At 59.4% G+C, this 20,389-nt stretch carries 13 protein-coding genes; 7 read left to right on the plus strand and 6 right to left on the minus strand.

Annotated features, from left to right (window positions below):
* The first annotated feature begins 88 nt into the window (after nucleotides 1–88).
* Nucleotides 89–1,381: a metal-dependent hydrolase family protein gene (locus AUP74_RS08540; RefSeq protein ID WP_069947207.1), complete on the plus strand. Its 1,293-nt coding sequence runs from the start codon at nucleotides 89–91 to the stop codon at nucleotides 1,379–1,381.
* A gap of 276 nt (nucleotides 1,382–1,657) precedes the next feature.
* Here the strand turns inward: AUP74_RS08540 and AUP74_RS08545 are convergent, their stop codons facing one another.
* The gene (locus AUP74_RS08545) at nucleotides 1,658–3,820 is read right to left on the minus strand and encodes a PKD domain-containing protein (protein WP_083260880.1); all 2,163 of its coding nucleotides are present in this window, start codon (nucleotides 3,818–3,820) and stop codon (nucleotides 1,658–1,660) included.
* 446 nt (nucleotides 3,821–4,266) lie between these two features.
* Between AUP74_RS08545 and AUP74_RS08550 the strand changes: the two genes are divergently transcribed.
* Complete coding sequence (locus AUP74_RS08550; RefSeq protein ID WP_069947209.1) at nucleotides 4,267–6,420, plus strand: prolyl oligopeptidase family serine peptidase; 2,154 nt, start codon at nucleotides 4,267–4,269, stop codon at nucleotides 6,418–6,420.
* A 256-nt stretch (nucleotides 6,421–6,676) separates the two neighbouring features.
* A complete protein-coding gene (locus tag AUP74_RS08555) occupies nucleotides 6,677–8,419 on the plus strand; it encodes an AMP-binding protein (RefSeq protein ID WP_069947210.1) in 1,743 nt (580 codons plus the stop codon).
* Between the two features lie 122 nt (nucleotides 8,420–8,541).
* Here AUP74_RS08555 and AUP74_RS08560 read toward each other — a convergent pair whose 3' ends face one another.
* Together AUP74_RS08560 and AUP74_RS08565 are read right to left on the minus strand one after the other, a co-directional pair.
* A complete protein-coding gene (locus AUP74_RS08560; protein WP_226999737.1) occupies nucleotides 8,542–8,847 on the minus strand; it encodes a DUF1540 domain-containing protein in 306 nt (101 codons plus the stop codon).
* Between the two features lie 328 nt (nucleotides 8,848–9,175).
* Nucleotides 9,176–9,490, minus strand: a complete 315-nt coding sequence (locus AUP74_RS08565; RefSeq protein ID WP_226999738.1) for a DUF1540 domain-containing protein — start codon at nucleotides 9,488–9,490, stop codon at nucleotides 9,176–9,178.
* 178 nt (nucleotides 9,491–9,668) lie between these two features.
* Here AUP74_RS08565 and AUP74_RS08570 point away from each other — a divergent pair, with 178 nt between their 5' ends.
* A complete protein-coding gene (locus AUP74_RS08570; protein ID WP_069947212.1) occupies nucleotides 9,669–13,139 on the plus strand; it encodes a PAS-domain containing protein in 3,471 nt (1,156 codons plus the stop codon).
* Here the strand turns inward: AUP74_RS08570 and AUP74_RS08575 are convergent.
* Both AUP74_RS08575 and acs read right to left on the minus strand, forming a co-directional pair.
* The gene (locus tag AUP74_RS08575; protein ID WP_069947213.1) at nucleotides 13,105–13,812 is read right to left on the minus strand and encodes a LuxR C-terminal-related transcriptional regulator; all 708 of its coding nucleotides are present in this window, start codon (nucleotides 13,810–13,812) and stop codon (nucleotides 13,105–13,107) included. The genes AUP74_RS08570 and AUP74_RS08575 overlap by 35 nt on opposite strands.
* Before the next feature lie 147 nt (nucleotides 13,813–13,959).
* Entirely contained in the window at nucleotides 13,960–15,945 is a 1,986-nt protein-coding gene (gene acs, locus AUP74_RS08580) for an acetate--CoA ligase (protein ID WP_069948780.1), read from the minus strand.
* 234 nt (nucleotides 15,946–16,179) lie between these two features.
* Here acs and AUP74_RS08585 point away from each other — a divergent pair, with 234 nt between their 5' ends.
* The 3 genes from AUP74_RS08585 to AUP74_RS08595 are packed head-to-tail and all read left to right on the plus strand — an operon-like array spanning nucleotide 16,180 to nucleotide 19,588.
* The gene (locus AUP74_RS08585) at nucleotides 16,180–17,517 is read left to right on the plus strand and encodes a DcaP family trimeric outer membrane transporter (RefSeq protein ID WP_226999739.1); all 1,338 of its coding nucleotides are present in this window, start codon (nucleotides 16,180–16,182) and stop codon (nucleotides 17,515–17,517) included.
* 37 nt (nucleotides 17,518–17,554) lie between these two features.
* Nucleotides 17,555–17,872: a DUF4212 domain-containing protein gene (locus tag AUP74_RS08590; protein ID WP_069947214.1), complete on the plus strand. Its 318-nt coding sequence runs from the start codon at nucleotides 17,555–17,557 to the stop codon at nucleotides 17,870–17,872.
* 9 nt (nucleotides 17,873–17,881) lie between these two features.
* Nucleotides 17,882–19,588, plus strand: coding sequence for a sodium:solute symporter family protein (locus AUP74_RS08595; protein ID WP_069947215.1), 1,707 nt, complete (start codon nucleotides 17,882–17,884; stop codon nucleotides 19,586–19,588).
* A gap of 132 nt (nucleotides 19,589–19,720) precedes the next feature.
* Here AUP74_RS08595 and AUP74_RS08600 read toward each other — a convergent pair whose 3' ends face one another.
* On the minus strand, nucleotides 19,721–20,236 hold the full coding sequence (locus AUP74_RS08600; protein WP_069947216.1) for a GNAT family N-acetyltransferase: 516 nt from the start codon (nucleotides 20,234–20,236) through the stop codon (nucleotides 19,721–19,723).
* Nucleotides 20,237–20,389: the final 153 nt, after the last annotated feature.

A 20,389-nucleotide genomic window follows, 5' to 3' on the forward strand; every position in this document is an offset into this window, starting at 1 on the left:
GGGGCGGGAAGGGCGTCGCTGACGTCTCAATTGCCCCTCCTGCGCTTTTACAGTAGCTTGGTTCCCACAATAACAACGGGACCTCAGCATGAAGAAGTCGATACTCGCGGCCACCGCAGTGGCGGCCACCATCACCGCATTCCTTTCCTCCGGCGCCTTTGCCAAGACCACCATCATCCACGCCGGCCAGCTATTGGCAGTCCCGGGTGAGAAACCATTGCCCGAGCGCAGCATCTTTATCGAGGACGGCGTCATTACCGATGTACGGGAAGGCTATGTAGAGGAAGGCACGGCCAGCGTTATCGACCTGAAGGACAGTTTCGTGATGCCGGGCCTGATGGATATGCACGTGCACCTGCAGGGTGAACTGGGGCCGGGCAACGACTCCGATGCCCTGAAAATGTCCAAGCCGCTGATGCAGATGCGGTCACTGATGTATGCCATGCGTACCCTGAGAGCAGGATTCACCACCGTGCGCGATGTGGGTTCCAGCCCGCAGGAAATGTATGCCATGCGTGACGCCATCAATAACGGCTGGATCGATGGCCCGCGTATCGTCGCCGCAGGTGGCGTTGGCATCACCGGAGGCCACGCCGACATCAGTGGTGTAAGTCCAGAACTGATGGCCTTCCACGACCAGGAAAACAAGACTGTCTGTGATGGTCCCTACGACTGCCGTCGGGCCACCCGCCACGCCATCAAGTACGGCGCCGACCTGATCAAGATTACCTCCACCGGCGGTGTCCTCACCGACCGCGCTACTGGTACCGGCCAGCAAATGGAAATGGACGAGCTGAAAGAGGTGGTGCAGTCGGCAAAGCGGATGGGCCGCAAGGTCGCGAGCCACGCGCATCAGGAGGCGGGCATTATTGCCGCACTGGAAGCAGGGGTCGACAGCATCGAGCACGGTTCCTACGCCGGTCCATCCTCGCACAAACTGTTCAAGCGCTCCGGCGCCTACCTTGTACCGACTCTACTCGCCGGCGATACCGTGGTGCAGATGGCGAAGAACACCGAGATTCTCAGTGAAGCCCAGAAAGAAAAGGCTATTCGTGTCGGCAGCGATATGAAAGGCAATTTTGCCAAGGCTGTGGATGCCGGCGTGAACATTGCTTTTGGCACCGACAGCGGTGTATCCAAACACGGTGAAAATGCCCGCGAGGCGGTGCTGATGCACGAGGCGGGCATGGACTCCATGGCTATCCTCAAGTCTGCCACAGTCAACGCCGCGGACCTGCTTGGCATGAGCGATACCATCGGTACCCTGGAGGTTGGCAAGCAGGCTGACATCATCGCGACCGATGGCTCACCGCTGGCGGATGTAGAGGAGTTGCTCGACGTGGACTTCGTGATGAAAGGCGGCAAGGTGTTTGTTCAATAATTTTTCCTGTGAGGGAGCGGCCATGAGCGAATGGCTGCTCCTCCTTACCGATATTTCAAAATTTTTCCTTTTCCTTTTCCTTTTCCTTAAGCAACGAGACCGAAGGCTCCACTAGTGCCACGGTAAGAACGCCGGGCTGGCTACTGATTCCCACGGTGCCGACTGTATTGCGCAGAGCCCTCGGGTGGGATCAGTAGGCGGCAATAAAAAACGTGTAGAACGAAAAAGGCGGGCCTTCAGGCCCGCCTTCTATGTCAGAGTTCCCTGCTCTGAATGTTATTGGCACAGTCCGGTGCTGGTCGCCGTATCATGGCTCAGGTTGCCACCACTCAGGTCGGAAACGCAGAACCCGACTGAGACATTGCCTCCGGCAGAAGCGGAACTGACCACCGTCGCAATGCCATTGGCATCCGTCATGGCCGAAGCGCCGCTCTCCGTGATGCTGCCGCTGAAGTTGCCGGTAACCGTGACTCCACTCACGCCGCGCCCCAGGTCATCGAGGATAGTGACAGTGGCGGTTGCGTACTTCTGCCCTTTGCCGGCGGACTGGGTACCGGTCACTACGCTGGAAACATACATCGTGGTGGCCGCAGCGCCGTCATTGACGCTCACCTCGAAGGTGGCCTGGTCGGTTGCTCCTTCGTTGTCGGTCACCGTCAGGGAGACGCTGTAAGTGCCGGAAGCTGCGTAGGTGTGGCTCGCATTTGCGCCGGTACCGTTACTGCCGTCACCAAAGTCCCAGGCATAGCTGCTGATGGAGCCATCACTGTCAGCGCTGGCGCTGCCATCAAAGTCACAGCTGAGGCCGGTGCAGCTGTGGCTGGCGCTGGCCGTCGGTGCCTGATTGCCAGTGCTGCCTTCGAGGCCGTAGATACTGAAGTTGTCCCAATAGTAGGTATCGCCATTGAGGGTGTTGGGATCGAACAGGATCACCAGGCTGTCCACCGCATTATCGGGCGTGCCGCCGTCGATGCGGTCATCGAGTTCAAACTTCAGTCGTTGCCAGCCGCTTTCCTCACCGACGTAAGCCGCATACTTGGAGTGCCGGCCAGTGGGGTAGTTACTGGCGGTTGCACTGGAGCTGTCCTCCAGCTGTACCAGAATTTGCGTTCCGGGTGCCGCAGTGGTGAACACATCCATATAGAACGCTTTGTCCCCGCTGAGAAGCGGCGCAGCATCCGGAACAGCAGCGGTATCGGCGATGATCACGTCATACTGTGCTGAGGCGTTGCGGGTGTACATGGCCGCAGTGCTGGAACCATTGGTGGTATCCGGGGCAGGATTGGCGGCATCCTGTATGAAAGTGCCATCAAACACGGTGTAGGCCAGTTCGCGGTTTCCATCGAAGTCGTCAAGCACCGTTTCCTGTACCAGCTTGGGCCCGACATGGACCGGCAAGGCCAGATCGCGACTGCCGCAGCTGTCAGTGACGCTGACGGTCAGGTCGCCGCCGGTGCTGCCCCACTGTACGGTCACGGTATCGCTGCCTGCTCCCGAGACCAGCGTCGCGTCAGCCGGAACACTCCAGCTGTAGTTGGCGTTACTGCCAATTGCGCCGGCGACAGAATAGGTGGTGGCTTCGCCGTTCTCCACGATCCGGTCACCGACAAGGCTTGGCTGGCCGTGGTCGTAGACGCGCACATAATCCACCTGCATGGTTTGTGGCAGCATCGAGTCGTCCACAACGCCACCGAGGGTGCCGCCGACGGCCACGTTCAGCAGGAAGTGGTACTGGTAGTTTTCAAAGGTCCAGTAGGAGGCATCGGTAATGTCGTCGGGCGTCAGTGTGGCGTACAGCTGGTCGTCCACATACCAGCGCATCTCATTGGGCTCCCATTCCACCGCATAGACATGGAAGTCCGCAGACCAGGGCTCTGGCTGGCTCAGCAAACGGTTGCCGGTGAAGGAGTTGTTCGGGTAGGGCTCGCCATAGTGGATGGTGCCGGAAACATACTCGTCGGCCTGCCCGGTGGATTCCATGATGTCGATCTCACCACTGATGGGCCAGCCCTCGGCAGGGTCAGTGGGCAGCATCCAGAACGCCGGCCACATGCCATTGCCGTCGGGCAGTTTGATCCGCGCCTCGAATCGGCCATTGGTCCACTCACCACCGTTGGGCATATTGGCAGTGCGAAGGCGTGCAGAAGTGTAGGCGCTGCCACGCACACGCTCTTTCCTGGCCGTAATGGTCAGCAAGCCATTGGCGACCGTGGCGTTCTCGGCCTGGTAATACTGGAGCTCACTGTTACCCCAGCCGCAAATGCCATAGCTGCATCCGTCGCCGATCATCGGCTCCCATTTGCTGGTGTCCAGCGCGGTTCCATCAAAATTGTCTTCCCAGACCGGGCTCGGGCTCTGGCACTGCTGGCCGAAGGCGGTCGAGGCCATCAACATCGCTGCGGGGAGGGTGAGTCCCCGATAACTCTTATTCTTATACATGTTGTTTTCCCTCAGATTGAGTTCGCATGCCCGAAGGGCAAGCTGACTCAAATTAACAAGTCCGGCTCTGCCCGGTTTGTGTTCGCTGCATGAATACGGTGGGATGGTTCGGAATCGGGGTGATAGGGATGGGGGAGTGATCGCCGCTCCCTGATGGTGTTGATTTGCGCGCCAGCGGTGATTCCCGGTGCGGGAATGACAATGAAGCCATACGACCAGTGGTTATTTTTTGATAGTCGATTTACCCGTCAGGCGGATGTTTTCTGGTTGATTGTCCTGCGGTGCTCGCTTTTGCATGGAAATGTTCTGGGGCTTGTGGGCCTGGGAGCTGTGCTTGATCTTTGTGTGTAGACAGGGTTTGCTTCTAGCGGTCCGAGCCCCCGTGGCTGCGGCGCTGCAGAGAAATTCTGCCGAGAGATTTGATAAGAACACGAAGAGATTGAGTCATGAGAAAGCTTACCTCCCTCGCTGTAGTGGGCATACTGGCTGCCTGCTCAGGAGAGTCCCCGAGTACCGATGCTGAGGAAACGGCAGCCACGCCTGCTGCCAGCATCAGCTACCCGGATACCCGCAAGGATGCGGTTGTGGATAACTACTTCGGCACGGAAGTGGCCGATCCGTACCGCTGGCTGGAAGACGATCGCAGTGAGGAGACCGGATCCTGGGTGAAGGCCCAGAATGAAGTCACTTTTGGCTATCTGGAGTCCATTCCCTATCGTGACAAGCTCAAGCAGCGTCTGGAATCGCTGTGGAATTATGAAAAGGTGAGCAGCCCGTTCACCGAGGGCGAGTACACTTACTTCTACCGCAATGACGGCCTGCAGGATCAGTCTGTGGTCTGGCGCAAGAAGGGCGACGGTGACGCCGAAGTATTCCTCGATCCGAACAAATTCAGTGAGGATGGTACTACCTCCCTCGCTTCCCTGCGTTTTTCCAAGGACGGTTCCATCGCGGCCTACTCCATCTCAGAAGGTGGTAGCGACTGGCGCAAGATCATTGTCATCGACGCAGAGACAAAGCAGGTTCTGGAAGAACCGCTGGTCGATGTGAAGTTCTCGGGTATTTCCTGGAAGGGCAATGAGGGCTTCTACTACTCCAGTTACGATAAGCCCGAGGGCAGCGAGCTCTCCGCTAAGACTGACCAGCACAAGCTGTACTACCACGAGCTGGGCCAGCCGCAGTCCGAAGACAAGCTGGTATTCGGCGGCTCTGCGGACGAGAAGCGTCGCTATGTGCAGGGTTATGTCACTGAAGACGATCGTTACCTGGTGATTTCCGGAGCCAATTCCACTTCCGGTAACGACCTGTTTATCCGCGATCTTTCCCAGGAAAACGCACCGTTGGTCCCGGTACTCGAGGACTTCGAGTCCGATACCTATGTGATCGACAATGTGGATACCAAGCTTTACCTGGTAACCAACCGCGATGCTCCGAACAAGAAAGTGGTTACAGTTGACGCCGCCAACCCCGCCCCGGAGAACTGGGTGGACTTTATTCCGGAAACGGAAAACGTGCTGACGGCTTCCACCGGTGGAGGTTACTTCTTTGCCGAGTATATGGTGGACGCTCTTTCGAAGATCTATCAGTACGACTATGAAGGTAATCGCGTTCGGGAAATTGCCCTGCCGGGACCGGGCAGTGCCTCTTCCCTCAGCGGCAAGAAGGAAGACGAGGTTCTGTACTACTCGTTCACCAATTACAAGACGCCTTCCACCATCTTCGCCTTCGACGTGAAGGATGCTGAATCCTCTATCTACCGCGAGTCCGGTGCGGATTTCGATACGGATCGTTATGAGTCCAAGCAGGTGTTTTACACCTCCCGCGACGGCACCCGCGTCCCGATGATGATCACCTACAAGAAAGGCCTGGAATTGAATGGTAAGAATCCGACCATTCTCTACGGCTATGGTGGCTTTAATGTCAGCCTGACCCCTTCATTCAGCATCGCCAATGCGGCCTGGCTGGAGCTCGGTGGCGTCTACGCGGTGCCGAACCTGCGTGGGGGTGGTGAATATGGCAAGGAGTGGCACAAAGCCGGCACCAAACTGCAAAAGCAGAATGTGTTCGATGACTTTATCACCGCTGCCGAGTACCTGATTGAGAACAAGTACACCTCCAGTGATTTCCTGGCAATCCGCGGTGGTTCCAATGGCGGCCTGCTGGTAGGCGCGGTGATGACACAGCGGCCTGACCTGTTCAAGGTGGCCCTGCCGGCGGTAGGTGTGATGGATATGCTGCGCTACCACACCTTTACCGCCGGTGCCGGCTGGGCGTACGACTACGGTACCGCCGAAGACAACAAGGAGATGTTTGAATACCTCAAGGGGTACTCGCCGGTGCATAACGTGAAAGCGGATGTGCAGTACCCGGCGACCCTGGTGACGACGGCTGATCACGACGACCGGGTTGTACCGGCCCACTCGTTTAAATTCGCTGCACATCTGCAGGACAAGCAGGCGGGTCCGGCGCCGACCTTGATCCGTATCGAGACCAAGGCCGGTCACGGTGCGGGCACGCCGGTTTCCAAGAGCATCGAGCAGTATGCGGACATCTTCAGCTTCACGCTGTTCAACATGGGCTTTGATTCCCTGCCTGAATAAGCGTTACTGCGACAAGGTGTGATAAAGAGCCCGGCTTTGCCGGGCTTTTTTGTGGCTGCGCTGAATGCACTTCAGTCTGGTGACGCTGTACGCAAAGTTGGTCACAACGGCCAGGCGAGAGTGGGTGGATATCGCGCCAAAAGAGGCTTTGTAACTGGTCTGCATATTCACTCGCAGAGTAATCTGTTCAGAGGCCTGCAGCAGTTCCGCGGCGAATCGATACCCACAACATCAGTCGAGCGCGAGGCAACACGTCATGACTCCAGAGCAGAAATACCAGCTTTTGGCTGGCAAACAGCCGCTGGAAATCCTTTACCGGCGGGAGCGGGAGCAGGGCGGTGAAGTGTACTTGCGCCAGATGTGGAACCGCGAATGGCGGGAGTACACCTGGAGCGAGGTGATGGATCGCGCACGCCGTATCGCCAGTTTCCTGCGCGAGCGGTTCGAGCCTGGCGACCGTATCGCGATTCATGCCAAGAACTGTGCCGACTGGATCATCGTGGATATCGGTATCATGCTCGCGGGCATGGTGAGCGTTCCGCTCTACCCCGGGCAGTCGGCCAGCTCCATGCGTTATGTGATCGAGCACTCAGACAGCAAGATCCTGTTCTGTGGTGCCAGTGATGACAACAGTGCCCTGAGCGAGGTCGCCCGCCAGCTGCCGACAGTAGCCATCCAGCGCTGCGAGATCGAGTGCGACAGCACCATGGATGAACTGCTGGAAAGTCACCGCCCTTATGCTGACAGCCCGCTCTACGGTGAGGACGAGGTCTTCACCATCATGTATACCTCCGGTACCACCGGCCATCCAAAAGGTGTTATGCACACCTGGTCCGCGATCGGTTTTGCTGTGCCCAATATGGTGCGCGGCTTTGGTTACGATGAACGCGATCGCTTCTTCTCCTATCTGCCACTGGCACATGCAGCTGAGCGGATCGTGATTGAGTTCCACAGTCTCTATTCGGGCACACCGGTTCACTTCCCCGAATCACTGGATACCTTTCTCGAAGACCTCAAACGGGCTCGACCGACCATGTTCTTTTCGGTTCCACGCCTGTGGGGCAAGTTCAAGGAGGGTATCGATGCAAAGCTGCCGCCTGCACTGCAGCAGTTCCTGCTGAAAGTCCCCGGTTTACGGACATGGCTACAGCGGAAGGTTCAGCGCGGCCTGGGGTTGGATCAGGCGCGGATGCTGGTTACTGGTGCGTCCCCCATTTCTACGGACCTGCTCCGCTGGTATCACCAGCTGGGGATGATGGTGACCGATGGCTACGGCATGACTGAAAACTTCATTTACGGTTGCATCACCCATATGGGGGACACGCCGGTGCCGGGGACAGTGGGCAAGCCCTTCTGGGATTGCGAGGTAAAGATCTCCGATGAGGGGGAAATCCTTTTCAAGAGTCGCGCCCTGATGAAGGGATATTACCGGGAGCCGGAAAAGACTGCGGAAGTGTTGCAGGATGGTTTTTACCGCACCGGTGACTCCGGCTTTATCGATGACGAGGGTCTGCTGCACGTTACCGGTCGCATTGCGGATACCTTCAAGACCAGCAAGGGCAGGTTTGTACAGCCGCCGAAACTGGAGGGCCTGTTTGGTAGCGAGGCATTGCTGGGGCAGGTTTGTGTACTGGGCCACGGCATGAGTCAGCCCGTGATGCTGGCCACACTGTCTGAATTGGCCCAGGGCATGGATAAGACAGCCGTAAGCGAACAACTGCAGAAATCTCTCGAGCGTGCCAACAGTACGCTCCAGGCACATGAACGTATCAGAGCAATCTACATCACCACCGATGAGTGGACGCCGCAGAATGAACTGCTGACGCCGACCATGAAAATCAAGCGCAAGCTGCTGGAGCTGCGCTACCGGCCGTGGATAGAAAGCAACCCGGACGGGAGTCCCATCGTGTGGGAGTCGCTGGTATCCGATAAGACAACAGCAACTGAGGCGGGGGGAGCATTCAAGCCGACTCAGCCGGATATAGGTGGGAGTGCCTGATGTCAGTGGAAATATTGCGGTGGATATTATTGCAGACGGTCTGAAAACAGATCAGTAATGCGAAGGGCCGGTGAAAATCTCCCCGGCCCTTTGTATTTCCAGCGGGACAGTCAGAAGGAGAGCTAGTGGCAGCTGCAGGTCATGCACTTCACTTCGCCACCTTGCTCACCGACATCAATGCTGTCGGCACAGCACTCGAAGTCTTCATTGTGATTACAGGCAGAGACCTTGCAGGCGCCGACACCCGCGGAGCGGTTGCTACGGGTGTGTTTCTTGTTGCGGAAATAGGTGTCACAGCCGGGGTTATCCCCATCGCCAATGGTAATAGCGCGGGCGTGACAGCTACTGTCGGTGTTGTAAGCACACTGGGAAATGGCGCACTTGGCGACTTCCGGCATATCGGTGGCGATGATCATCTCGGGCCTCACGGATTTTTCTACTTCTTCAAGCCTAGTCCAGTGAGACCGGTTCAGCGTGGCGACACGGCGTCAGATGCCACATTACTGCAAGCTATACATCGCTACCGTTTATGTCGATATCGAACTAAAGCCGCTCTTTAAAACCGGTTTTCCAACCGCATCTCTTAGGTAAGCGAAGGAAGGAAGCGCTCGGGCAGGGAAATCAGGAGGCCCGGACCAGGAAACCTTCAGGGATGAGTTCTCAGGGATGAGGCTCATGGAGGAGGAGAAAATAATAAGGACCAAAAGTCAGCGCCCGTAACGGGCGCTTTTTTTTGCCTGGAGCCTGGGGAATGAATCAATGGGCAGCAGAATAGGTCAGGCAGTTGACCGCGTTGCCGTTTTGCCCGACCTGGATGGCGTCCGCCGTGCACTCGAAATCGTCATTGTGTGCGCAGTCCCCCATCTTGCAGGCGCCAACGCCCGCCGTGCGATCGCTCTCGGTGTGCTTTGAGCTGTCGAAGTAGGTGTCACAATCGGGGTCGGGGCCATCACCGATGGTAATGGCACGTGCGTGACAGGATTCGTCGGCGTTGTAGGCACATTGGCTGATGACACACTTGGCAACTTCCGGCATATCGGTGGCGATGATCATGGGGCTGGTCTCGTTCAACAGGTGGCACTGGGTTCTGGGGGTTAAGGAGAAAGTAGTTCAGCGGGTTGGCTTGTCAACGGCGTCCCAGTGACCGGCAAGGCAACAGGTGTCGACGTTTGCGACCATCCGCTAATAGCCAGGCGCGGGGCGCTTCAGGTATCTTCGGTGGAATAATAAGCAGTGCCGGAGTGAAACAATGATAGGCAAGCCCTTTTTGCTGTTCTTTGCCCTCGTTTACGTGGCGCTGCTGTTTACTGTGGCCTGGTGGGCGGAGCGCCGTGGGGCCTGGAGCCAGCGTTACCGGCCATTGGTTTACGCGCTGGCGCTGGCGGTTTACTGCAGTTCCTGGACCTTCTTTGGCGGCGTGGGACAGGCGGTGGCCAGCACCTGGAGTTACCTGCCCATCTACCTCGGCCCCATTCTGCTGTTCCTTATCGGTGGCAGCCTGCTGCGCAAACTCGTCTCTGTGGGTGAGCGGCAGAAAGTCACCTCCATTGCCGATTTCATCGGCTCCCGCTACGGCAAGAGCCGGGGGTTGTCCGCCCTGGTCACGGTGCTCGCCATTGTCGGCACGCTGCCCTATATCGCCCTGCAATTGCGCGCGGTGACCATGGCCTGGGTTGCGGTGGGGCCGAGCGATAGTGGCACAGCGTTCTGGAACCTGGATACGGCACTGGCAACGGCGCTCTTGATGGGGCTGTTCGCGATCCTGTTCGGCACCCGGCACCTCGAGGGGCGCGAGCGCAACCGCGGTGTTGTCAGTGCCATTGCGCTGGAGTCCCTGGTCAAGCTGTTTGCCTTTGCCGCGGTGGCAGTTCTCGCCTGCTGGCTGCTGTTCAGCGAGGCGCTGGGCAGCGGCGAACCCCTGGCCAGGCGCTGGGATCCGCTCACCCTGGATGCAAACTTCCTCACCCAGACCTTCCTGGCCGCCGTGGCCATCCTCTGCCTGCCGCGCCAGTTCCATATGGCGGTGGTGGAATACCAGGGGCCAAGGGATCTGCAGACCGCCCGCTGGATGTTGCCCCTCTACCTGCTGCTGTTTTCAGTGCTGATCCTGCCGATTGCCATGGCCGGCCAGCCGCTGGCTGCCAGCGGCCAGTTCGCACCAGACAGCCTGGTACTGTCACTGCCGATGGCGGCCGACAGCAGCGCGCTTACCGCGCTGGCCTACCTGGGCGGCTTTTCCGCCGCGACCGGCATGGTGATCGTGGCCGCGGTAACCCTGGCGGTGATGATTTCCAATGAGCTGGTGGCGCCGGTGTGGCTGTACCTGAGCCGCTTCACACGACTTTCGGCGGTCTCTTTCGGTAGCTACCTGCGCCAGATTCGTGGGATTAGCATCCTCCTGCTTATGCTGCTGGGGTGGGGGATGCATCGTGCGCTCACGGGGCTGGAAACCCTGGCGCCGATCGGCCTGTTATCCTTTGCCGCTGCCGCGCAGCTGGCGCCGGCCATGATCGGCGGGCTCTACTGGCGCGAAGCCCACCGCCACGGCGTCTGGGCAGGACTCGCCGCCGGTTATACATTTTGGTTTTTCTGCCTGGTGTTACCGGCGGTCTTTCCGGGGCACGCCCTGATCGAGCAGGGGCCGGGGGGGATCTCCTGGCTGCGTCCACAGGCATTGTTTGGCCTGTCTGGTCTCGATTCGCTGAGTCACGGCGTATTCTGGAGCCTGCTCGCCAACGTATTCCTTTTCGTCGCGGTTTCCCGGTTGAGCCGGCAGGATGGCCGCGACCGCCGCCAGGCCAATGCATTTGTCGATGAGGGGCAGCGCCAGCGGGATGCCGGTGCCGAGCTGACCCCCACCAGCGTACAGGTGGGGCAGCTGCATAGCCTGATGCAACCATTCATCGGCTCGGATCGCCTCGATGAAATCTGGCAGGGGTTTGAATTGCGTTCCGGCCAGCGGCTGCTACCCGACGATCGCGCCCCCCGGTTTGTTGTCTGGGAGGCGGAGGCCATCCTGGCCGGGATCGTCGGTTCCGGTACCGCCCAGCAGGTGGTGGAGTTGCTGCGCCGCAACAAGCCGTTCAAGCTGGAGGATATCGCCCGGCTGGTGGACGGCACTTCGCAGAAGCTGCGCTTCAGTCAGGAGCTGCTGCAAACCACCGTGGAGACCATCAGCCAAGGCATCTCGGTGGTGGATGCGGACCTGCGGCTGGTGGCCTGGAACCAGCAGTACCGGGAACTGTTCGATTACCCGGCACGGCTTTTATACATCGGCTGCCCCATTGAGCGCCTCTACCGCCACAACGCCGAGCGCGGCCTTTACGGCGACCAGAACGGAGACCTCGATGCCCAGGTGCAGCGGCGGCTGGAACTGCTGCGCCATGGCAGCGCCCACCGTTTCGAGCGCCGCTTGCCGAACGGCATCATCGTCGAGGTGCGGGGCACGCCCATGCCCGGTGGTGGATTTGTTACCACCTTCACCGACATCAGCGACTATCGCGCGGCGGTGGATGCCCTCGAAGAAAACCAGCGAACTCTGGAGCAGCGGGTCGAGCAGCGCACAGCGGAGCTACAGTCCCTGCACGCGGCCAAGTCCCGCTTTCTCGCCCACACCAGTCACGATCTGTTACAGCCGATCAATGCGGCGCGACTGTTTATTGCCTCGGCACAGCAGAAGGCCGCGCGGGAACAGTGGCCCGAGACCCTGTCGGATATCGGCCATATCGACAGTGCGCTGGAGTCCGCCGAGCACCTGATCGGCGCGTTGCGGGAGATCAGCCGGCTGGACTCCGGCAAGCTGACTCCCAAGCGCGAGCATTTCCCGCTGAGCGACCTGCTGGATGGCCTGGCTACGGAAATGCAGGCCATCGCTGCTGCGCGTGGCTTGCAGCTCCATCACCCCCGCAGCAGTGCCTGGGTCTACAGTGACCGCCACCTGTTGCGGCGGATTTTGCAGAATTTCCTCAGCAATGCGCTGCAGTACACCCAGCGCGGCCGGGTGTTGATCGGCGTGCGCCGCCGGCCCGAGGGGCTCGAAGTGCAGGTTCTGGATACCGGTCCGGGAATCGCGCCAGAAGCCCAGGCACAGATCTTCGATGAATTCGTGCGCCTGGCATCGGCGGAAAACGCCAGTGAAAAGGGCCTCGGCCTGGGGCTCGCCATCGCGCGGCGCAGCGCCGATCTGCTCGGCCATCCTGTACACCTTCAGTCTGTGCCGGGGCGGGGCACCTGTTTTTCGATTCTGCTGCCGGCAGGGGTGCCAGAGAGTCGGGCCCCGGGGCAGCTGCGTAATGACTTACCTGCAATGAGCGATGAGCTGGATGGCATTGAGGTGCTGTGTATCGACAACGAGCCGGCCATCGTACGCGGCATGCAGAGTCTCCTCGAGGGTTGGGGATGCCGGGTGACGATTGCCCGCTCCCTGCCTGAAGCGCGAGTCACATGGCAGGGTGGCCCGCCACAGTTAGTGATTGCCGACTATCACCTGGATGGTGGGGCAACCGGTGTTGAGGCTGTGGAGGCACTCTGTGCCGACTGGCAGGCAGAAGTGCCGGGGATTCTGATCAGTGCAGATACCTCGGAGGCGGTGCGCGACGGTGCACGCGATACCGGACTTTTCTACCTGCCAAAGCCGGTAAAACCCGCGGCGCTGCGCAACCTGGTCAGAAGGTTGGCGAAAACGGTCAGGCGGGGGCGGGCTGCTTCGGTGGAGGTGTGAACTGCCCCGGCGGTTCCACGTCCAGGCTGCTGATGGCCAGCACCGCCTGGGTGCGTGAGTTGACCCCCAGTTTGCGGAACAGAGCCGTGAGGTGGGCCTTCACCGTCGCCTCGGTGACATTCATCTCGTAGGCAATCTGCTTGTTCAGCAGGCCCTCGGCCAGCATGGTGGCCACGCGAAATTGCTGCGGGGTCAGCGACGCTACCACATCGGCAATGTCGTCCTGTGCAGCGCTTTCCCCAGCACATTGCCGGGCTACTTCTGCCGGTAACCAGAGATCTCCTGCCAGTGCGGCATGCAGGGCCTCGGCAATAGTCTCGACTGGCGCTGACTTGGGCAGGAATCCACAGGCTCCGTAGTCCACTGCCCGGCACATGACCTCGGGTTTCTCGTTGGCCGAGACCACCATCACCGGCAGCTGCGGATACTGGCCACTGAGGAAAATCAGTCCGCTGAAGCCGTGAGCGCCGGGCATGTGCAGGTCGAGCAGTAGCAGATCGCTATCACCGTGTTCGGCCGCGCAGCGTTGAAGGCTGTCCATATCCTTTGCCTCGACGATCCGGGCGTCGGGGAAGGTGGTACGAATGGACTGGCAAAGGGCTCCGCGAAATAGCGGATGGTCGTCGGCCACGATGAACTTGCGGCCGGCGCCGGGACCGGTTGGATTGGCCATGGCTCCCTCATCATCAAGATGCCCCTGTGGGGCTCTATTTTTTTATTGTTGTTAGTGTACGCCGATTGACCGCTATTGGGTAAAAAACCGGCCACCGCCAGGGGCGGGGCCGGTGCAAGGTGCGACTCGGTAGAGTCAGTCGTCGAATCAGGCGCTCTCCGCCAGGGCCTCGTGCCGGGCGATCAGTTCGGCCACCACGCCAGGGTCTGCCAGGGTGGAGATGTCGCCCAGCTGATCCACTTCGTCGGCGGCGATTTTGCGCAGGATACGGCGCATGATCTTGCCGGAGCGGGTCTTCGGCAGTCCCGGCGCCCATTGAATGACATCGGGCGTGGCGATGGGGCCGATTTCGCTGCGCAGCCAGTCCCGCAGGATGCGCTGCATTGCCTCGCTGGGTTGCTGGTCGCTGTTCAGGGTGACGTAGATGTAGATTCCCTGGCCCTTGATGTCGTGGGGGTAGCCCACCACCGCCGCCTCGGCCACGGCCGGATGCGCCACCAGTGCACTCTCCAGCTCGGCGGTCCCCATGCGGTGACCGGAAACATTCAGTACATCGTCCACGCGCCCGGTAATCCAGTAGTAACCGTCCTCATCGCGGCGGGCACCGTCGCCGGTGAAGTACATCCCCTGGAAAGTGCTGAAATAGGTATCGATAAAGCGCTGATGGTCGCCGAATACGGTGCGCATCTGTCCCGGCCAGCTGTCCAGCAGTACCAGGTTGCCTTCGCTGGCGCCCTCCAGAAGATGGCCCTCGTTATCCACCAGTGCCGGGCGAATGCCGAAGAATGGGCGGGTTGCGGAGCCGGGTTTCAGGGCAGTGGCGCCGGGCAGTGGTGTCAGCAGCGCGGCCCCGGTTTCCGTCTGCCACCAGGTATCCACAATGGGGCACTGGCCGCGGCCGAAGTGATCGTGGTACCAGCGCCAGGCCTCGGGGTTGATCGGCTCTCCCACGGTGCCCAGCAAGCGCAGGGAGGAGAGATCCGCACCCGCAGTGGGTTTGTCCCCTTCGGCCATCAGGGCGCGGATGGCGGTGGGTGCGATGTAGAGCACATCGATCTGGTGTTCGTCGATAATACTGGCGACACGCGTCACATCGGGATAGTTGGGCACGCCCTCGTACATCACCGTGGTGGCGCCGTTGGCCAGCGGGCCGTAGATGATGTAGCTGTGACCTGTGACCCAGCCGATGTCCGCGGCACACCAGAAACGCTCCCCGCGGCGGTAATCAAAAACATACTCGTGAGTGAGGCTGGCGTAAGTCAGGTAGCCGCCGCTGGTGTGCAGTACACCCTTGGGTTTGCCGGTGGAGCCGGACGTGTAGAGGATAAACAGCGGGTCCTCCGCCCCCATCTCTTCAGGAGGGCAATCTTCACTCTGCTCAGACACCAGAGTTGCGTAATCCACATCGCGACCCGCGACCATGTTTACCCGGTCATCGGTGTAGTTCACCACCACCGCCTTCTCGACGGTTGTCTCCCGGCAGAGTTCGATGGCCCGGTCCACATTTTCCTTCAGAACCACGGAGCGGCCACCGCGCTTGCCGGCGTTGGCGGTAATCACGATGCGGGAGTGGCCGTCATCCATGCGCCCGGCCAGTGCCTCGGGGGAGAAGCCGGCGAAGACTACCGAGTGCATTGCCCCGATGCGCGCACAGGCCAGCATGGCGACTGCGGCCTGGGGAATCATCGGCAGGTAGATGGTGACTACATCCCCCTTCTTTACCCCCAGGGACTTCAAGCCGTTAGCGAACTGGCACACTTCCCGGTGCAGCTCGCGGTAGCTGATCTCGCGGCTCTGGCCCGGCTCATCACCGACCCACAGGATGGCAGTGGTGTCGGCATGCTCGGCCAGGTGGCGGTCCAGGCAGTTGGCGGATACGTTGAGGGTGCCGTCTTCGTACCAGCGGATATGCAGGTCGTCCTTCTCGAACGACGTATCCTTCACTTTCGTGAACGGCTTGATCCAGTCGAGGCGTTGCCCCTGTTCCCGCCAGAAATCCTCATTGTCCTCGATGGAGCGCCGGTACATCTCCAGATACTGCTCTTCGTTGAGCAGCGACTGCTCGGCATAGTGCTTCGGCACAGGATAAACGGATGCGTCTTTCACGTTGGCGGACCTCGCTGATTCTTCCATGGCCGGTGTCCCGGCATCGATTTTTTTGTGTGGTTCCATCATGCAGCGCGCCCGCGAAAGCGCGTATTAGACATAAGTCGAAACTTGCTGCTATTGGCTGAAATTTCTCTCCTGGATTTAGACATTAGTCGAAATACCCCCTGGGTTTAGACCAATGGTTAATACCCGCTTTTTTGGAAACGCGCTTATATCGCTACTGCACCAATCAACCAGCCAGCGATGAGGGAGAGCGGTATGAGTAAACCAATCGGAAAATTCGTGGCTCGCCTCTCGGCGGGTCTGATCATTTCATCGGCCTGCCTGGGCTTTGCCAGTGCGCAGGACGCCGCAGCCGATGAGCCCACACCGGAAGAGCTGCAGCTGCGCATCGAGGAACTGCAGGCCCAGATCAGCAAACTGGCCGTACAGGCCGAGCGGGCAGAGCAGCGTATGGCCTCGCTGCCAGACCCGGAGCCCGAGCAGGCGCCAGCCGAGGGCACCAAGCTGCAGATCGGCGGCTACGTCAAACTGGACAGTAACCTCAGTGATTACTCTGATGGCGCCTCGGCCACTGCCGGCATCGGCGAAGATTTCCTGGTGCCCTCCACCATTCCGGTCGGCGGTGAGAGCGGCGAGGCCAAGTACCACGCCCACGCCAAGTCGACCCGGCTGTTCGTCAAGACCAGTACCGCGGTTGGTTCTGGTCAGGTGAACACGCATCTCGAGATCGATGCCATGGCCAGTGGCCAGGGCGATGAGCGTATCAGCAACTCCTATGCGCAGCGCCTGCGCCACGCCTACGTCGACTGGCAGATAGATGCCAATCGCAGCCTGCTGGCCGGCCAGAGCTGGTCCACCTTTTTCAATGTGGGCGCGTTGCCAGAGGGGCTGGATTTCGTCGGTCCGGTGGGCACTATCTTCGAGCGCCAGCCACAACTACGCTTCACCCAGAAAGTCGGGTCCGGCAGCCTGCAGCTGGCAGCGGAGAACCCCGCCAGCACACTGTATAACGGCAGCGAGAATCCCTACGACGACAACAGCAGCCCTGACCTGATCCTGCGCTACAACAACAGCATCGGCGGACTGAGCTATTCCGTTGCCTCCATGAGCCGGGAGCTGGCCTACGAGGAAGGGGATCTGCGCGAATCCACGCGCGGTTACGCCATCAGCCTGTCGGGCAAGTTGCAGCTGGGCACAGACGATATCCGCTTTATGTACAGCTACGGCAATGCGCTGGGTCGTTACATGGGGCTCAACGGCTACCGCGCCGGCATTATCGATGTGGATGGCGATATCGACCTGATCGACCAGTCCGGCGGCTTTATCGCCTGGCGCCATCCGTGGAGTCAGGCCTGGCGGACCAACGTGGTGCTGTCCATGACCTCTGCCGATAACCCGGATACGGTCGCCGATACCACCGCCGCGGAATACCGTAGCGCACACCTGAACCTGCTCTATTCGCCGGTACCGAAACTCACCCTGGGCGGTGAGTACATCCTGGCCACCAAGCAGGTGGAAAACGTCAGCGGATTGCTGGCGGATGACGAGGGCGACTTGCAGCGCCTGCAGTTTTCCGTCAAATATGCCTTCTGAGGGAAAAACAATAATCAAGTCATATGGGAGATAAGCGATGAGCTTTGAAAGTGAAAAGCACGCGGACGATTACTGGAAAGAAAATCTCCGCATGATGCTGACCCTGCTCAGTATCTGGTTTGCGGTGTCCTTCGGTGCGGGCATCCTGTTTGTGGAAGAGCTGAATGCCATTCGCATCGGTGGATTCAAACTCGGCTTCTGGTTTGCCCAGCAGGGCTCAATCTATGTGTTCCTGGCGTTGATCGTGGTGTATGTGGTCAAGATGAACAAGCTCGACCGTAAGTACAACGTGCACGAGGATCACGAAGAACCAGATGAATTCGAAGAAGCCCTCGAAGAAGAGTTCACACACTAGGAGCGGGTCATGGATATTCAAACTCTCACATTTATCATCGTGGGGATCACCTTCGCGGTATATATCGGTATTGCCATCTGGTCCCGTGCCGGTTCGACCCACGACTTCTACGTCGCCAGCGGCGGCGTTAACCCGGTGGCCAATGGTATGGCCACGGCGGCGGACTGGATGTCCGCGGCCTCGTTTATCTCTATGGCGGGCCTGATCAGCTTTATGGGCTACGACGGCGCCGTCTACCTGATGGGTTGGACCGGTGGTTATGTGCTGCTGGCCCTGTGTCTGGCACCCTACCTGCGCAAGTTCGGTAAGTTCACGGTGCCGGCCTTTATCGGTGACCGCTATTACTCGAATACCGCACGTACGGTTGCCGTGATCTGTGCCGTGTTTGTGTGCTTCACCTATGTGGCGGGCCAGATGCGCGGTGTGGGTGTAGTGTTCTCCCGCTTCCTTGAGGTGGATATTACCGCGGGAGTGATCATCGGCATGGCGATCGTGTTCTTCTACGCGGTGCTCGGTGGTATGAAGGGCATTACCTACACTCAGGTGGCCCAGTACTGCGTACTGATCTGTGCCTACCTGGTGCCGGCCATTTTCATCTCCATCATGATGACCGGCCATGTGATCCCGCAGATCGGCTTCGGCAGTGAGTTGTCTGATGGTTCCGGTACTTTCCTGCTGGATAAACTGGATGGCCTGTCGACGGAACTGGGCTTCGCGGAATATACCTCGGGGACCAAGAGTACCATCGACGTGTTCTTTATTACCGCAGCACTGATGGTCGGTACTGCTGGCCTGCCGCACGTCATCGTGCGCTTCTTCACTGTACCCAAGGTGCGCGATGCACGGAAGTCCGCTGGCTGGGCGCTGCTGTTTATTGCACTGCTCTACACCACCGCTCCGGCGATCGCCACTTTTGCGCGGGTGAACATGATCGATACGATCAACGGTCCGGATGCCCAGGGCACTGCTTATGAAGAGGCGCCGAGCTGGATCAGCAACTGGGAAAACACCGGCCTGATCTCCTGGGAGGACAAGAACGGCGACGGCAAGATGTTCTACTCCGGCGATGAGCGCAACGAGATGAATATCGACCGCGACATCATGGTGCTGGCCAACCCGGAAATCGCCGACCTGCCGGCCTGGGTAATCGCACTGGTGGCCGCCGGTGGTATCGCTGCAGCACTGTCCACTTCGGCGGGCCTGTTGCTGGTGATCTCGACGTCGATTTCCCACGACCTGCTGAAGCGTAACCTGATGCCGCATATCAGTGACAAGCAGGAGCTGCGCTATGCGCGTATCGCCTCGGCGGTGGCCATCTGTATTGCCGGTTACCTGGGGATCAATCCACCGGGCTTCGTGGCGCAGGTGGTGGCATTCGCCTTCGGGCTTGCGGCATCGTCGTTCTTCCCGGCGATCATTCTGGGTATCTTCAGCAAGCGCATGAACAAGGAAGGGGCGATTGCGGGCATGATTTCCGGTATCACCTTTACCGCGGCCTACATCATCTACTTCAAGTTCATCAATCCTGCGGCCAATACGCCGGAAAACTGGTGGTTCGGTATCTCTCCCGAGGGGATCGGCACGCTGGGTATGCTGCTCAACTTCGGTGTCGCCATGGCGGTGGCACGCATGACCGAAGACGCACCCAAGCATGTGCAGGAAATGGTGGCCAGTATCCGCTTCCCGAAAGGCGCGGGCGAAGCCAGCGCACATTAAATTGCAACATCTCCGGCCCCGTATCCGCGGGGCCTTTTTTCCATTCAGTCAGTAGTGAATGGTTGTCTTCTACTACCATCTTTGCGGGTTGTTCAGGCTCCTTGAAAGAACACCCGCTTTTTTATCGTCGCCTCAGGCCTGATCGGATTCCCACGCCATCAGCAGTAGCTCTTCATCATCGTTGGGTAACTGGATCTTGCGCTCCTGCTGCATGCCCAGCTTTTCCAGAAGTTGTACTGATGGCAGGTTGGCTGGCTGGGCTATGGCCACGACGCGTTTGAGACCGACAACGTCCCGGGCAAACTGCATCACTGCTTCCGCTGCCTCCAGCGCATAACCCTGGCTGCGGAAATCCGGCAGTAAGGCAAAACCGATGTCCACATCGTCCAGACCATCACGCTTGACCAGGCCGCAGAGGCCGATAGGCTTGCCATCCTTCAATTCCACCTTGTACATCCCGAAGTTCTGCCGCTTGTAGGCCGCAATGGGGCCGTCGATGATATAGCGGCGCGCGTCCTCTTCATTGCGGACGCCACGATCGCCCACATTGCGCAGGAAATCCGGGTCGTTGAGAACGGCGAGCATCAGCGGAGCGTCGTCTTCCGTCATTTCACGAAGGACCAGTCGCGGGGTTTCGAGCTTGAACATGTCGGTGTGCCGGATGGAAAAAACAGGGCTCTATCTTAGCAGCGGCGTCCGCGACGGATAAGCGGTTCGAATCGAAATGAAAGCGATCGAAAGAGGTGTATCTGGTGTCGTGCTGACAAATAAAAACGCCCCCTGAAAAGGGGGCGTCTTCGA

It is taken from the genome of Microbulbifer aggregans, assembly GCF_001750105.1.
Classification (GTDB): Bacteria; Pseudomonadota; Gammaproteobacteria; order Pseudomonadales; family Cellvibrionaceae; genus Microbulbifer; species Microbulbifer aggregans.

What these genes read in the sequence shown, in the direction of transcription:
- AUP74_RS08540 (WP_069947207.1), top strand. Translation starts at nt 89, where the DNA reads ATGAAGAAGTCGATACTCGCGGCCACCGCAGTGGCGGCCACCATCACC.
- AUP74_RS08545 (WP_083260880.1), bottom strand. Translation starts at nt 3,820, where the DNA reads ATGTATAAGAATAAGAGTTATCGGGGACTCACCCTCCCCGCAGCGATG.
- AUP74_RS08550 (WP_069947209.1), top strand. Translation starts at nt 4,267, where the DNA reads ATGAGAAAGCTTACCTCCCTCGCTGTAGTGGGCATACTGGCTGCCTGC.
- AUP74_RS08555 (WP_069947210.1), top strand. Translation starts at nt 6,677, where the DNA reads ATGACTCCAGAGCAGAAATACCAGCTTTTGGCTGGCAAACAGCCGCTG.
- AUP74_RS08570 (WP_069947212.1), top strand. Translation starts at nt 9,669, where the DNA reads ATGATAGGCAAGCCCTTTTTGCTGTTCTTTGCCCTCGTTTACGTGGCG.
- AUP74_RS08575 (WP_069947213.1), bottom strand. Translation starts at nt 13,812, where the DNA reads ATGGCCAATCCAACCGGTCCCGGCGCCGGCCGCAAGTTCATCGTGGCC.
- acs (WP_069948780.1), bottom strand. Translation starts at nt 15,945, where the DNA reads ATGGAAGAATCAGCGAGGTCCGCCAACGTGAAAGACGCATCCGTTTAT.
- AUP74_RS08585 (WP_226999739.1), top strand. Translation starts at nt 16,180, where the DNA reads ATGAGTAAACCAATCGGAAAATTCGTGGCTCGCCTCTCGGCGGGTCTG.
- AUP74_RS08590 (WP_069947214.1), top strand. Translation starts at nt 17,555, where the DNA reads ATGAGCTTTGAAAGTGAAAAGCACGCGGACGATTACTGGAAAGAAAAT.
- AUP74_RS08595 (WP_069947215.1), top strand. Translation starts at nt 17,882, where the DNA reads ATGGATATTCAAACTCTCACATTTATCATCGTGGGGATCACCTTCGCG.
- AUP74_RS08600 (WP_069947216.1), bottom strand. Translation starts at nt 20,236, where the DNA reads ATGTTCAAGCTCGAAACCCCGCGACTGGTCCTTCGTGAAATGACGGAA.